This is a genomic window from Cerasicoccus maritimus (genome assembly GCA_031296935.1).
Lineage (GTDB): Bacteria > Verrucomicrobiota > Verrucomicrobiia > Opitutales > Cerasicoccaceae > Cerasicoccus > Cerasicoccus maritimus.
The window spans coordinates 91,086-103,225 of record JAVDPD010000016.1 but is presented as its reverse complement, the minus strand read 5'-3'; the positions used below and the strand labels follow the sequence as shown (position 1 = coordinate 103,225).

Below are 12,140 nucleotides of genomic sequence, written 5' to 3'. Positions count from 1 at the left end.
AGCGGGTTACTTCTTGCCGACGCCCTGGTGACCCTTGAAGGTGCGCGTCGGAGCGAACTCACCCAACTTGTGGCCAACCATGTTTTCAGTCACGTAGACGGGCATGAAGCCCTTGCCATTGTGAACGGACATGTTGAGGCCAACGAATTCGGGAGTGATCGTCGAACGGCGCGACCAGGTCTTGATGGGCTTGTTGGAGCCGGCGCTTTGCGCGGCCTCAACCTTGTCCATCAGCTTCGGGTCAACGAAGAAGCCTTTTTTGATCGAACGTGCCATAGCTTAGTTGCTTAATAAATTTACGTTTTGAAAAGAGAGAGCGATTAGCGCTTCTTGACCTTGCGGCCATTGCGACGAACCACGATAAGCGAGTTGGAAGTCTTGGACTTCTTGCGGGTCGGGAAGCCCTTGGCGAGCTGGCCCCAAGGCGAGCAAGGATGCTGGCGACCACCACCGGACTTCGAACGGCCTTCACCACCACCATTTGGGTGGTCGACCGGGTTCATTGCCATACCGCGGACCTTCGGGCGCTTGCCCTTCCAGCGATTGCGGCCGGCCTTACCAATTACTTCGTCGCCGTGCTCTTCATTACCTACGCGACCAATGGTAGCGCGGCAGTTGGAGTTGACCTTGCGGATTTCGCCGGAAGGCATCTTCAGCGTAGCATAGTCCTTGTCGATCGAGATCAACTGGCCATACTGACCTGCGCTGCGAGCGATCTTGGCACCCTGCCCTGGCAACATTTCAATGCAGTGAATGAAGGTTGCGGGGGGGATGTCCTTGAGGCGCATGCACAGACCGGAAACGAATTCCTCCACCTTTTCGTTGGTGTTCAGAATCTTATCGCCGACCTTCAGGCCACGGGAAGCGATGATGTAGCGCTTTTCGCCGTCGGTGTATTGCACCAAGGCGATGTTGGCCGAGCGGTAGGGATCGTATTCGATCGTCAGCACTTCGGCTTCCATCTCGAGCTTGTTGCGCTTGAAGTCGATCAAACGGTAAAGACGCTTGTGACCACCACCACGGTGACGCGACGTGATGCGGCCGTAGCAGTTACGGCCCTTCTTGTCGTGAATCGACTGGGTGAGGCTCTTCTCCGGATTGTTCGGCGCAAGGTCTTGCTTGTTCTGAACGCGGAAGCGCAGGCTCGGGGTGGTCGGATTGGTTTTAACTAAAGCCATTGGATTTCTAAGCTCCTAATAAAGTTAGACCAGTTCGATGCTTTCGCCCTCAGCGAGAGTAACGATAGCCTTCTTCATAGCAGCAGTGGAGCCGGAACGGCCACGCGCCATGCGGTTACGCTTGGACTTGCTGCGCTGGTTAATGATGTTCACGCGCACGACCTTCACGTCGAAAAGCTTTTCAACGGCGGAAGCTACCTCGCGGCGATTGGCGGAAGGGAATACTTCGAACGTGTACTTGTTGGTGTTAGCGGTCAGATCGGCCGCTTTTTCCGTCACGCGGTATTCCTTGATGATGTTGCTGGGTGAAAACATGATTTCGCCTTATCTATTTCGTAGTTGGCGGTTACTTGCCTTCGCCGGTGCGGGCGAGCACTTGTTCGATGCCCTTCTCGCTGATGACTACGTTGTCGAAACGAACGAGGTCCCAAGCGTTGAGGGAGGCGGAGTCGGTAATGTGGACGCGTGCGAGGTTGCGCGCGGAAAGTGCGGTGTTGTCGTCGAACTGCTGATCAACGATCAGGATCTTACCTTCCGGCTTGATCTGGCTGATGATCTTGTCGAAGTCCTTGGTCTTCGGGGCGGCGAGTTCGAACTTCTCAATTACAGAGAGTTCACCGTCGGTAGCCTTATCGAAGAGCGCGCGGCGCATGGCCAGGGTCTTCACCTTCTTATTGGCGTGCTTGGTCCAGTCGCGGAGCTTCGGGCCGTGCGCCGTGCCACCACCAACATAAATCGGGGATTGGCGGTCACCATGACGTGCATGGCCGGTGCCCTTCTGGCGATAAACCTTCTTGCCCGTGCCACGAACTTCGCCGCGAGTCTTGGACTTCGCGTTGCCCTGGCGCAGGTTGGACTGGTAAGCAACGACGACGTCTTTCAGGGCTTGCAGGCCCTTGTCGCCTTCGAAAGTGGGGATGGCATACTCCTTCTCAGTGCTGGAGGCGCCGTCGGCAGTAAATACTTTGAGCTTCATTTCTATGATTCCTCTCAGACGTTAAAGTTATGCAGAACGCTTCTTTTTGACAGCGGTGCGAACGTAAACCGTGCCGCCATTGTGCCCGTGGACGCTGCCCTTCAGGAGGAGCAGGTTCTTGTCTTCAAGGACCTTGACGACCTTCAGGTTCTGGGTGGTGCGGCGCTTGGCACCGGTGTGACCCGGCATCTTCTTACCCTTCCAGACTTCACCCGGCCACTGACAGTGACCGTAGGAACCACCACGACGGTGGAACATCGAACCGTGCGAAGCAGGACCACCACCGAAGCCCCAGCGCTTAACAACGCCCTGGAAGCCCTTACCTTTGGTGGTGCCGATAATGTCGACCTTTTGGCCGGCTTCGAACTTGGATACGGTCAGCACGTCGCCCACGTTGTATTCACCATCGTGGTCGCCGGTGCGAAATTCGCGCAGCTCCTTAGTAGGTGCAACCTTCGCCTTAGCGAAGTGCCCTTGGAGTTGCTTGGAGACGCGTTGCTCCTTTTGTGCAGAATAGCCGATCTGAACGGCTTCGTAGCCGTCCTTATCGGACGACTTTACTTGAACGACTGGGCATGGGCCAGCTTCAACAACGGTTACGGGCACTAGCTCGTTACCGTCGAAAATCTGGGTCATCCCAATTTTCTTACCAATTAGGGTAAAGCTCATAATGACAGAGGCAGGTGGAAACTTGGCGTGAGCTTCGTCTCCGTTTTCGAGAGACCTGCGTGAAGGTTTAGACTGTGTAGTTAGTTGTTCTAAGAACTAAAAATGCGGAAAATTAATGAAGAGAAGCCGGGAAGCATCGCTGATTTTTCCCATTTGTTAAGCAAAATCTTCAAAAATGTGAAAAAAGTTTGCTAAACAGTGATGTTGATGTCCACACCGGCCGGCAAATTGAGCTTTTTCAGCTCGTCAACCGTCTGTGCGGTCGGCTCGATGATGTCGATGAGGCGCTTGTGGGTGCGCAGCTCGAATTGATCCATCGACTTCTTGTCAACGTGCGGAGAGCGGTTGACGGTTACTTTTTCAATGCGCGTGGGCATAGGGACGGGACCGCTGACGCGAGCGCCGGAGCGCTTTGCGGTGTCCACAATGTCAGCTGCAGACTGATCGATGATGCGATAGTCGTAACCGCGGAGTTTGATGCGAATTTTTGGACCTGCCATGATAGTGAAAGGTTAGAGGATGATTGGTAAAGGAACTGAAACTAGGAACGGGCGGGTGCGTAACCCGATCCCTCGGTGATTGTTTTGAGCACGCTGTTCGGGACCTGCTCAAAGCAAAGTGGTTGCATACTGTAATCTGCACGCCCCTTGGAAAGGGAACGCACGTCGGTGGCGTATCCGAACATTGTTTCCAGCGGCACCTTGGCGTCGATGACGGCGAGATTGGCCTTGGATTCAATGCCCTGGATCTGACCGCGACGACGATTGATGTCGCCCACGATATCGCCCTGGTATTCTTCCGGAACGTTGACTTCAACTTCCATGATCGGCTCGAGAAGAACCGGGGAAGCCTTGTCCATCGCATCGCGGAAAGCGAAAATGCCTGCCATTTTGAAGGCCATTTCAGAAGAGTCCACTTCGTGGAACGAACCATCGACGATGGTCGCCTTCCAGTCCACCACCGGGTAACCGGCGATGGTGCCTGAATTGGCTGCCTCCTTAATGCCGTCGCTGAAGGGCTTGATGAACTCCTTCGGAATGGCACCGCCGACGATCGCATTGACGACTTCAATGCCCTTGCCCTGCTCTTGGGGCTCAAGCTTGATAATGCCGTGGCCATACTGGCCCTTACCACCAGACTGACGGACGAATTTGCCTTCGCCATCGGCTGCGGTGAGGATCGTTTCGCGGTAGGAAATTTGTGGTTTGCCAGCTTCGGCTTCGACCTTGAACTCGCGGAACAAACGGTCGCGAATGATTTCAAGGTGCAGCTCGCCCATGCCCATAATGATGGTCTGGCCGGTTTCTTCGTTGGCAGTTACCTTGAAGGTCGGATCTTCGTCAGCCAAACGCTGCAAACCGGTGGAGAGCTTGTCCTGGTCAGCCTTGGTGTTGGGCTCGATCGACATCGAGATAACCGGATCCGGGAACGACGGCGGCATCAGCGTGACGACTTCGTCCTTGGCGCAAAGCGTGTCGCCGGTCTTGACGTCCTTAACGCCAACCAGCGCGCAAATGTCGCCCGAATAAGCAACGTCGATATCCTCGCGAGCGTCCGCCTTCATGATCATGAGGCGCGAAATGCGCTCCGAGCGGCGGGTGCGGGGATTGTAAAGTTGATCGCCCTTGCGGAGCGTGCCGCGATACATGCGGAAGAAAACCAATTTACCGCCGGTAAACTTGTCGTTCATCAGCTTGAACGCGAGGCCGGCGGTCTTGCCGGCGTCGTCCGCCATCACGGGGGCAATTTCCTTCTCGCCATCTTCGTCGTGCGCCGGCATGGGCTTCACGTCAACAGGGCTCGGCAGGTAATCGACCACAGCGTCCATCAACATCTGGACACCCTTGTTCTTGAAAGCAGAACCGGGGATGACAGCCATGAAGTCGAGACTCATCGTTGCCTTGCGGATCGCGCGGCGGAGCACCGCAGCTTCAATGGTTTTGCCTTCAAGGTATTTCTCGGCCAGCGCGTCGTCGAAGTCACAAAGGGCTTCGATCAACTTTTCGCGGTGAGCTTCAGCTTGCTCGAGTTCTTCAGCGGGAATCTCCTCCCAATTGAAAGTAATGCCAGTCTCGTCGGACGAATCGTAAACCGCCGCTTGCATGCGGACGAGGTCGATCAGGCCGCGAAGTTGGTCTTCAGCGCCGATCGGCAGGCAGATCGGGTGGGCATTCGCGCCCAGCTTTTCGCGGATCGAGTCGATTGCCGCAAAAAAATCGGCCCCCGTCCGGTCCATCTTATTAATGAACGCGATGCGGGGGACGTGGTATTTGTCCATTTGACGCCAGACAGTCTCGGACTGCGGCTGGACACCTGCGACTGCGCAAAATACGCCGACTGCGCCATCGAGGACGCGAAGGGATCGCTCTACTTCTGCGGTAAAATCGACGTGCCCAGGGGTGTCGATGATATTGATCTGCTGCTCAACGCCGGAGAAGTCACCAGTTTTGGTGGTCCAATGGCATGAGATAGCTGCGGAAGTGATCGTGATGCCACGCTCGCGCTCTTGCTCCATCCAGTCAGTTACGGCGGTGCCATCATGCACTTCGCCAGCCTTGTGCACCACACCCGAGTAAAGCAGAATGCGCTCGGTGGTAGTGGTCTTCCCTGCGTCAATGTGTGCCGCGATCCCAATGTTCCGGGTATACTCAAGCGGGTACTTCCGATCGGAAGCATTCGCTGGAGACAACTGGATCGTGGTGGACATGGGAAAGGGAAGTCAAAGAACAGGAAAAACTGGGAGAGCCAGAAAAAGGCGATCACCAGCGAAGATGAGCAAAGGCGCGGTTCGCCTGGGCCATCTTGTGGGTCTCTTCCTTCTTCTTAACAACACCGCCGGTGTTGTTGTAGGCGTCGATGATCTCAGAAGCGAGCGCTTCGCCCATCGGGACACCCTTGCGCTTCTTGGCTGCGTCAACCATCCAGCGGAAAGCGAGGCTTTGCTGACGCTCGTAAGTGATTTCAACCGGCACTTGGTAAGTGGCACCACCGACACGGCGGGACTTCACTTCCAGCTTCGGGCGGACGTTTTCCAACGCGCCGAGCAGCAAGTCAATCGGGTCGCCCTTTTCGAGCTTTTCCGAGACACGCTCAAATGCGCCATAAACGATGCGCTCAGCGACGGACTTCTTACCGCGCTGCATAACGAGGTTAATCAGGCCGGCAACCAGCTGGCTTTGATAACGGGGATCAACGGGGACATCCCGCTTAACGGCTCTACGACGACGTGACATAGTAATTAAAGTTTACTTTTTAGCTTCCTTGGGGCGCTTCACACCGTATTTCGAACGGCTGCGACGACGCTTTTCCACGCCTTGGCAGTCAAGAGCGCCACGAACAATGTGGTAACGAACGCCCGGAAGGTCCTTCACGCGACCACCACGAACGAGAACAACACTGTGCTCCTGAAGGCTGTGACCTTCGTCCGGGATGTAGGCGATGACTTCGTAGCCGTTGGTGAGGCGAACCTTGGCAACCTTACGGATAGCGGAGTTCGGTTTCTTCGGGGTGCGGGTCATGACCTGCACGCATACGCCACGACGAAACGGATTGCTGGCCATGGCCGGCGATTTCGACTTGGTCTTCTGCAGAACGCGTGGGTTCCGGACGAGCTGATTGATTGTAGGCATTGAAAAAGAGGGTTTTCCGGTAAAAGAAAAGGCCCGCCGAAGTCAAAACACACATGTGCCTGAACCAGCGGGTTTCAGGGAAAGGGGGCGAGACTACGCTTCACATGCTTCAATGCAAGCGCTTTTTTTGAAAATCTTATGGTTTTTCGGGGGTTCTCCTTCGCCTCCCAAAATGTGCGTATATAAGTACACGCTACGCCGCTGAGGGCAAGCCAGAAACCCGCGAAAGAACGATCTTAGGCACCATTTTGAAAAAAGCACCTTGCTACAAAAGCCAACGAATAATCCCGCATAATCGTTCGTTTAATAGATACTCCACTTAGAAATTTAGATTTTCAGCCGATAAACTATACAACAGACATTAGACACCCCATGTCACCTCACCCCAACAGTTCAATGCGACGTAACGCTAACAAGCGGTTCGACATCAACCGGTCCAGCTTCTTCCGATTTATCAAGGAGCAGCGCGAAGACATTCGCCGCCATCAGGCTAATGAAGTTAAGCGCACCGGAGAAGCCCTCGACACTCATGCAGCGATACACTCTTGGTTTCGGCGTCACCGCTGGGACCTCTACGATCCCAATTCCGACCGCCATCAGCAGTAGTAACGCAATTACGAAGTTCCCAAGTTTAGTAATCACCTATAATGTGATTGCTAAACGGACTAATTTTGACGCAATGGGGGACAGCACATAGCTATATCTCTCCCATGAAAGTCCTCATCGTCGCCCTCCTCTGCCTGTCCACTACCACTCTCAGCCATGCCGGCAAGCACCTATACGGCTACGGCAACTGGATTAGAAACGGCGAACTGGAAAACGGACGCCTCATTACCATTGATTTCGGGGACGGCTTTCAGGTAGATCAAGGCACCAACATTGGCGTTCCCCATAAAGAGAATTTCTCACTTTTTCGGGTTTACGGCCCCCTGGAGGACATCGATGCATCCTGCGACAAAGTTCCTAAGGGCGACAACTCCTGGTCAATCTTACCTAAGCCCGAGGGCACAGCGATCAATGCGGTGTATGTCATCCACGGCAAAGAGCAGGAGTTCCACGACACGGTCTGCGTCCCCAATGAGAGGGATTACGAGCATTACGAGAAAATAGGCACCCCGCTCACGGCCGAAAGCATTGACAAGCACTCCATCTGCTACGCTGGCAAACGTGTGCAAATCTACCTAGCCAAGGTCGGCAAATACTGGGTCGGAGTATATCGCTAACAGGTTCCCTACTCCTCACAGGCCACCACTGTGAAGGCCTGGTCGTAGAGGAGCTTGTCTTTATGATACAGACGGAACCGCCATTCGCCGGGGGTGCGCTCGTATTCTTCGTCGAAAAAGTAATAGAAATCGAACCAACCAAAGCCGTCCTGCGCATTAATCGGCTGCAAGCGATCCAACTGGGTGCTCACCGCGCCGGAAGGCAGCGTCATCGGCGGATAATCGACCACTAATTGCAGGCTGTCGACGCCGTCTGGCACATTCAGAATGCCAATTTCGAGGCCGATGCCATGCTTAAGACAGTTGGGAACTGTCCAAGTGTTTTCCGCGATCACAATCCAATCGCTGTCCATGCCCAAGCCATTGGGCGAATCAGGCGCTACGTAAGTCTCACCATCGCCTACACGCATTACCTGCCCGTAAAACAGCGGCACAACCTGAAATGGCTTTTCGTGGAGCAGCGCTGCCAACAGCAACGCAACAAACCCGGCTAAACTGTAAATTCGCATAGTGCTAACCTTCGGACATCAGCATAACGCATCACTGTGACTCGCCAATCGTTAAATCCATGCTAAAAATTAATGCTTGCGCCCGACGGCGCCCTACTACATGAAATGTGACACGATAGCGAAAGCGGCGCCGCCCTGTAGCGCAAAGGCCAAGTTTGCATGATCAAACCTTCGCCCGTTACCGCTGCTTACGACCATTCTCTGTGGTCATTTGCTATGAAACGACCCTCCCCGGGCTCCGTCTATCGTCTTACTTTGCCTCAACTTATGAGCGAAACTCAAGTGACCACCAACGCCACCAGCGAGACGTCGGATAACTCCGTCATCGTAGAAGGCATCTTCGAACCGTCTAACAACAAGACCGGGCAGTTGCTCGACCCCGCCAAAAACGGGCGCCCACGCAAGACGGACCCCTTTGTCCCGCGCGAAATGATCCGCCGCTTCAAGCTCAAGCGTGGTAACTGGATCACCGCTAGCGCCCACCACGACGACCGCTTCCCCAACCCCAAAATTAAGTATATTGAGAAGGTGGATGGCCTTGCCGTCGATAAGCGCAAGGACTGCTACCCGTTCCAGCAACTGACCACCATCGCCCCCGAAGACCAGATCAAACTGGAGTGCAAGGACGGACGCCTCACCACCCGTGTGCTCGACCTCTTTTGTCCAGTGGGCAAAGGTCAACGCGGCCTCATCGTCGCCCCGCCCCGCACTGGTAAGACCACCCTTTTAAAAGACATCGCCGAAGGCGCGCACGAAAACCACCCGGAAATGCTCGTCATGGTGCTCCTCGTCGACGAACGCCCCGAGGAAGTCACCGACTTCAAGCGCGACCTGCCCTGGGCTGAAATTTACGCGTCGTCCAACGACGAAAATATCGAAAACCACATTCGCGTTTCCGAAATCGCCATTGAGCGCGCCAAGCGCCAGGTGGAAGTCGGCAAGGACGTCATCCTGCTGCTCGACAGCATTACCCGCCTTTCCCGGGCTCACAACTCCTCCAAGGGAGGCGGCGGCCGCACGATGACCGGTGGTCTGGACATCCGCGCCCTCGAAAAGCCACGCCAGCTCTTTTCCTCCGCCCGCAACACCGAAGAAGGCGGCAGCCTCACGATCATTGCCTCCGCGCTGATCGAAACCGGCTCCCGTATGGATGACCTGATTTTCCAGGAGTTCAAGGGCACGGGTAACATGGAAATGGTCCTTGACCGCAAGGCCGCAGAGCTCCGCTTCTGGCCCGCGATCAATATCAATGCGTCCGGCACCCGCAAGGAAGAGCTCATCCTCGACAAGGACGTCCTGGACAAGGTCGGCTTCTTCCGCCGCGCGCTCTCTCCGATGAAGCCCCTCGACGCCACCGAAACACTCGTTGAGCGCATGGGCACGACCAAGAACAACGCCGAATTCCTCCGGCTGCTGGATATGTAATACCGCTTCTCAAAAAATTTGAGCGTTTCGCAGTATCACTTGGTGTAATAAAACTAATATTAAACAGGAAGATCGGAAAAAACGGGAAGTCTCTTGCTGCTTCCCGCTCTTTCCGATCTTCCTGCTAAATCCTCCGCATGCTGGGTTCGGCCTGAGTCTACCCAAGCGAAGTATGGGAGTGAGTCGCCAACGAAGCTGGCGTGCAGACTCCTCAGTGAATCACTTGGGCCAACTTAGATGAAATGTGCCCTAGTCGAAGATTTCGATGATGGAGGTTTCCTCTTCGATAATGACTTCCTTTGGCTGATCATTGACCGAGCTGCCAGCAGGCGGATATTGCCAATCGGTCGTGGAACCGGAGCCCATGCCAACAAAGACTGGAACCTGCAGCTCGTTGTAGCCGGGGGCCGTTACGTAAAGCAGACCGGAGCCCTTCTTGCCGCCTTCGATCGGAATGCTGACCGAGCGTGCGCCGGCGGGGATCGCCACTTCGGGCATAATCACGCTGTCTGGAACATTCGTCATGACGCTGATCGGCAGGCCGACGCCGGAGGTCGGGTATTCGACACCGAAAGCAACGGAGGTGCGCTCGCCCGGGTTGAGGCGGATGATGGACGGCACCACGGTCAGCTTGGAGGCGTCGACGTGGAACTTGCCCAGATCTTTCACGCCGTTGCCGCTCACGAGCTCAGCGCGGTAGGCTTGATTCGGCTTGAGGGCCGGCACAATGAAAGTCAACGAAGTCGGCGACTGATAGGTGGTGTCGGCTTCAAAACCACCGATCACGATCTTGTCAAAGTCAGTGAAGCCGCGTCCAACGACGGGGATCTCCGCGCCCACGGGGCCACGCACGGACTCGATGGCGGTCACGTAGCGGTCGGTCACGTTGAGTAGGTAGATCTTCGACTTCTCGTAGTGCTCGTTATCGCGCTTGTAATCGAGGAGGTAGTAATACTTAGCCTCGGTGCGCCCTTCTGGAATCGCGTAGTCGTATTCGAAGATGTTCTTGCCGACGTCGCTCTGGATCATGTCGCGCTCCACGCCATCAATGACGACCTTGGGCGCATAGGAGCTGGTGGAAATCGCGCCGTCGTCACTGGTCACGGTCATGCTAAGCGTGTAAATGCCGGAGGCATTCTGCGGCACACGCTCGCTGGTCAGGTTATTGATCGAGGGGCCGCAGCCTGTAAGCAAGGCGGCGGTCGCAGCGAGAATCAGGTAAAGTTTTGCTTTCATTTAACTTAATGCTAAGACAAACAGCGTACGTGCACTGTTCGCAAGCAAAACTCGTAAATAGTCAGTCCGACAAGGTGATTCACCCAGGACTCTACCTGCACGTGCCTTTTTGCGCCACCACGTGTGATTTTTGCGCGTTCTATCAGGAGGCCCCACGCCGCGCGGACCTCCTACGTTATTTAGAAGGCATTGAGCGCGAACTCGACCACTGGTGCGCCGAGTGGGACGCCCATACCGCCGCCGCCGACTTTTTACCAGCCCTTGACGCCCAAGCGGGCCTGACTGTCTTCTTTGGCGGGGGAACGCCCGGCCTCCTGGCCGCGCCCGACCTGGCCCGCCTTTGCCAAGCCGTCCGCGAGCGCGCCCCCGGACCAATTGCCGAATGGACCGTGGAAATGGCGCCGTCGACCGTGAAGGCGGACAAAATCGCCGCCATGCGCGAGGCTGGCGTGAACCGGATCTCCATGGGCGTGCAGAGCTTTGACGAGACTTTGCTCGAAAAGCTCGGCCGACGCCACAACCCCAAGCAAGTGCTCCGCGCTTATCAGGAGCTGCGCGACGGCGGTTGCGACAACGTCAACCTCGACCTGATTTTCGCCGTCCCCGGCCAGAGCCTCGAACAGTGGCGTGACGACCTCCAGCGCGCGATCGACCTCCAGCCCGAGCACATTTCCACGTATTGCCTGACCTTCGAGGAGGACACCAAGCTCTGGGTCAAGCTGTCCAAGGGCGAGTTCAAGCGCGACATTGAGCAGGAGGCCGAGCTCTATCAATTTACCTGGGAAATGCTGGCCGCCGCCGGCTACCCGCAATACGAGGTGTCCAACTTCACGAAGCCGGGCTACGCATGTGCGCACAACCTCTCCACCTGGCGCATGGGGCAATGGCGCGGCGTCGGCCCCTCGGCCGCCAGCCAATGGGGCCCCCGGCGCTGGAGCAACCCGAGTGACCTCAATCAATGGCTCGCCGGACTGGAAAATTACCAACTCGGGCAGCTCGCTGATTCCGCCTTGGACGTGGTCCCACTGAGCACCGACATCGTCGCCTCCGATGCGTTAATCTTCGGCCTGCGCCTCAACGACGGCGTGAACCTCGCGGCGCTGCGGGCGCGTTTTCCCGCCGCAGACTGGGCGACCTACAATGCGCTTTGGGCCGAACTTTTCGCTGAAGGCGTGGTCGAACAGACCGGCGACCGCCTCCGCCTGACCGATGCCGGGCGCCTGCTGGCCGACTCCGTGGGTGGCCGCGTGCTGGAAGCGTCGGTTTAAGTTGGCGTCCCGCAAGTCGTTATTTAA

15 protein-coding genes are annotated in these 12,140 nt (G+C 56.1%); 4 read left to right on the top strand and 11 right to left on the bottom strand.

The window, feature by feature from the left end; all coding sequences use genetic code 11:
• Nucleotides 1-6: 6 nt before the first annotated feature.
• From rpsS to rpsL, 9 genes are all read right to left on the bottom strand, one after another.
• Nucleotides 7-276: a 30S ribosomal protein S19 gene (gene rpsS, locus RBB62_RS11920; RefSeq protein WP_309399099.1), complete on the bottom strand. Its 270-nt coding sequence runs from the start codon at nt 274-276 to the stop codon at nt 7-9.
• Nucleotides 277-320: 44 nt separating this feature from the next.
• The gene (gene rplB, locus RBB62_RS11915) at nt 321-1,178 is read right to left on the bottom strand and encodes a 50S ribosomal protein L2 (RefSeq protein WP_309399098.1); all 858 of its coding nucleotides are present in this window, start codon (nt 1,176-1,178) and stop codon (nt 321-323) included.
• 24 nt (nt 1,179-1,202) lie between these two features.
• Entirely contained in the window at nt 1,203-1,493 is a 291-nt protein-coding gene (gene rplW / locus RBB62_RS11910) for a 50S ribosomal protein L23 (protein ID WP_309399097.1), read from the bottom strand.
• A 31-nt stretch (nt 1,494-1,524) separates the two neighbouring features.
• The gene (rplD, locus tag RBB62_RS11905) at nt 1,525-2,154 is read right to left on the bottom strand and encodes a 50S ribosomal protein L4 (RefSeq protein ID WP_309399095.1); all 630 of its coding nucleotides are present in this window, start codon (nt 2,152-2,154) and stop codon (nt 1,525-1,527) included.
• 27 nt (nt 2,155-2,181) lie between these two features.
• Complete coding sequence (rplC, locus tag RBB62_RS11900; RefSeq protein ID WP_309399094.1) at nt 2,182-2,823, bottom strand: 50S ribosomal protein L3; 642 nt, start codon at nt 2,821-2,823, stop codon at nt 2,182-2,184.
• Nucleotides 2,824-3,014: 191 nt separating this feature from the next.
• Nucleotides 3,015-3,323, bottom strand: coding sequence for a 30S ribosomal protein S10 (gene rpsJ / locus RBB62_RS11895; RefSeq protein ID WP_269541527.1), 309 nt, complete (start codon nt 3,321-3,323; stop codon nt 3,015-3,017).
• A 41-nt stretch (nt 3,324-3,364) separates the two neighbouring features.
• Nucleotides 3,365-5,530 carry an elongation factor G gene (gene fusA / locus RBB62_RS11890; RefSeq protein WP_309399092.1) on the bottom strand — a complete coding sequence of 722 codons (2,166 nt, stop codon included), beginning with the start codon at nt 5,528-5,530 and terminating at the stop codon, nt 3,365-3,367.
• Nucleotides 5,531-5,582: 52 nt separating this feature from the next.
• Nucleotides 5,583-6,056 carry a 30S ribosomal protein S7 gene (gene rpsG, locus RBB62_RS11885; protein WP_309399091.1) on the bottom strand — a complete coding sequence of 158 codons (474 nt, stop codon included), beginning with the start codon at nt 6,054-6,056 and terminating at the stop codon, nt 5,583-5,585.
• A gap of 12 nt (nt 6,057-6,068) precedes the next feature.
• The gene (gene rpsL, locus RBB62_RS11880) at nt 6,069-6,452 is read right to left on the bottom strand and encodes a 30S ribosomal protein S12 (protein WP_309399090.1); all 384 of its coding nucleotides are present in this window, start codon (nt 6,450-6,452) and stop codon (nt 6,069-6,071) included.
• A gap of 396 nt (nt 6,453-6,848) precedes the next feature.
• Here rpsL and RBB62_RS11875 point away from each other — a divergent pair, with 396 nt between their 5' ends.
• Together RBB62_RS11875 and RBB62_RS11870 are read left to right on the top strand one after the other, a co-directional pair.
• Entirely contained in the window at nt 6,849-7,058 is a 210-nt protein-coding gene (locus RBB62_RS11875) for a hypothetical protein (RefSeq protein ID WP_309399089.1), read from the top strand.
• Nucleotides 7,059-7,162: 104 nt separating this feature from the next.
• A complete protein-coding gene (locus tag RBB62_RS11870) occupies nt 7,163-7,675 on the top strand; it encodes a hypothetical protein (protein WP_309399088.1) in 513 nt (170 codons plus the stop codon).
• 8 nt (nt 7,676-7,683) lie between these two features.
• Here the strand turns inward: RBB62_RS11870 and RBB62_RS11865 are convergent, their stop codons facing one another.
• Nucleotides 7,684-8,184, bottom strand: coding sequence for a DUF3859 domain-containing protein (locus RBB62_RS11865; RefSeq protein WP_309399087.1), 501 nt, complete (start codon nt 8,182-8,184; stop codon nt 7,684-7,686).
• Nucleotides 8,185-8,451: 267 nt separating this feature from the next.
• Between RBB62_RS11865 and rho the strand changes: the two genes are divergently transcribed.
• On the top strand, nt 8,452-9,609 hold the full coding sequence (rho, locus tag RBB62_RS11860; RefSeq protein WP_309399086.1) for a transcription termination factor Rho: 1,158 nt from the start codon (nt 8,452-8,454) through the stop codon (nt 9,607-9,609).
• Between the two features lie 249 nt (nt 9,610-9,858).
• Here rho and RBB62_RS11855 read toward each other — a convergent pair whose 3' ends face one another.
• On the bottom strand, nt 9,859-10,845 hold the full coding sequence (locus tag RBB62_RS11855; protein WP_309399084.1) for an IPT/TIG domain-containing protein: 987 nt from the start codon (nt 10,843-10,845) through the stop codon (nt 9,859-9,861).
• Nucleotides 10,846-10,853: 8 nt separating this feature from the next.
• Between RBB62_RS11855 and hemW the strand changes: the two genes are divergently transcribed.
• Nucleotides 10,854-12,113 (top strand): radical SAM family heme chaperone HemW, encoded by a 1,260-nt coding sequence (hemW, locus tag RBB62_RS11850; RefSeq protein WP_309399082.1) that lies wholly within the window; start codon nt 10,854-10,856, stop codon nt 12,111-12,113.
• Nucleotides 12,114-12,140: the final 27 nt, after the last annotated feature.

Bases quoted from the DNA above. Each gene is read 5' to 3' on its own strand.
- rpsS (WP_309399099.1), bottom strand. From the start codon at position 276: ATGGCACGTTCGATCAAAAAAGGCTTCTTCGTTGACCCGAAGCTGATG.
- rpsJ (WP_269541527.1), bottom strand. From the start codon at position 3,323: ATGGCAGGTCCAAAAATTCGCATCAAACTCCGCGGTTACGACTATCGC.
- RBB62_RS11870 (WP_309399088.1), top strand. From the start codon at position 7,163: ATGAAAGTCCTCATCGTCGCCCTCCTCTGCCTGTCCACTACCACTCTC.
- rplC (WP_309399094.1), bottom strand. From the start codon at position 2,823: ATGAGCTTTACCCTAATTGGTAAGAAAATTGGGATGACCCAGATTTTC.
- rplD (WP_309399095.1), bottom strand. From the start codon at position 2,154: ATGAAGCTCAAAGTATTTACTGCCGACGGCGCCTCCAGCACTGAGAAG.
- rpsG (WP_309399091.1), bottom strand. From the start codon at position 6,056: ATGTCACGTCGTCGTAGAGCCGTTAAGCGGGATGTCCCCGTTGATCCC.
- rpsL (WP_309399090.1), bottom strand. From the start codon at position 6,452: ATGCCTACAATCAATCAGCTCGTCCGGAACCCACGCGTTCTGCAGAAG.
- rho (WP_309399086.1), top strand. From the start codon at position 8,452: ATGAGCGAAACTCAAGTGACCACCAACGCCACCAGCGAGACGTCGGAT.
- RBB62_RS11865 (WP_309399087.1), bottom strand. From the start codon at position 8,184: ATGCGAATTTACAGTTTAGCCGGGTTTGTTGCGTTGCTGTTGGCAGCG.
- hemW (WP_309399082.1), top strand. From the start codon at position 10,854: ATGCTAAGACAAACAGCGTACGTGCACTGTTCGCAAGCAAAACTCGTA.
- RBB62_RS11855 (WP_309399084.1), bottom strand. From the start codon at position 10,845: ATGAAAGCAAAACTTTACCTGATTCTCGCTGCGACCGCCGCCTTGCTT.
- rplB (WP_309399098.1), bottom strand. From the start codon at position 1,178: ATGGCTTTAGTTAAAACCAATCCGACCACCCCGAGCCTGCGCTTCCGC.
- fusA (WP_309399092.1), bottom strand. From the start codon at position 5,530: ATGTCCACCACGATCCAGTTGTCTCCAGCGAATGCTTCCGATCGGAAG.
- rplW (WP_309399097.1), bottom strand. From the start codon at position 1,493: ATGTTTTCACCCAGCAACATCATCAAGGAATACCGCGTGACGGAAAAA.
- RBB62_RS11875 (WP_309399089.1), top strand. From the start codon at position 6,849: ATGCGACGTAACGCTAACAAGCGGTTCGACATCAACCGGTCCAGCTTC.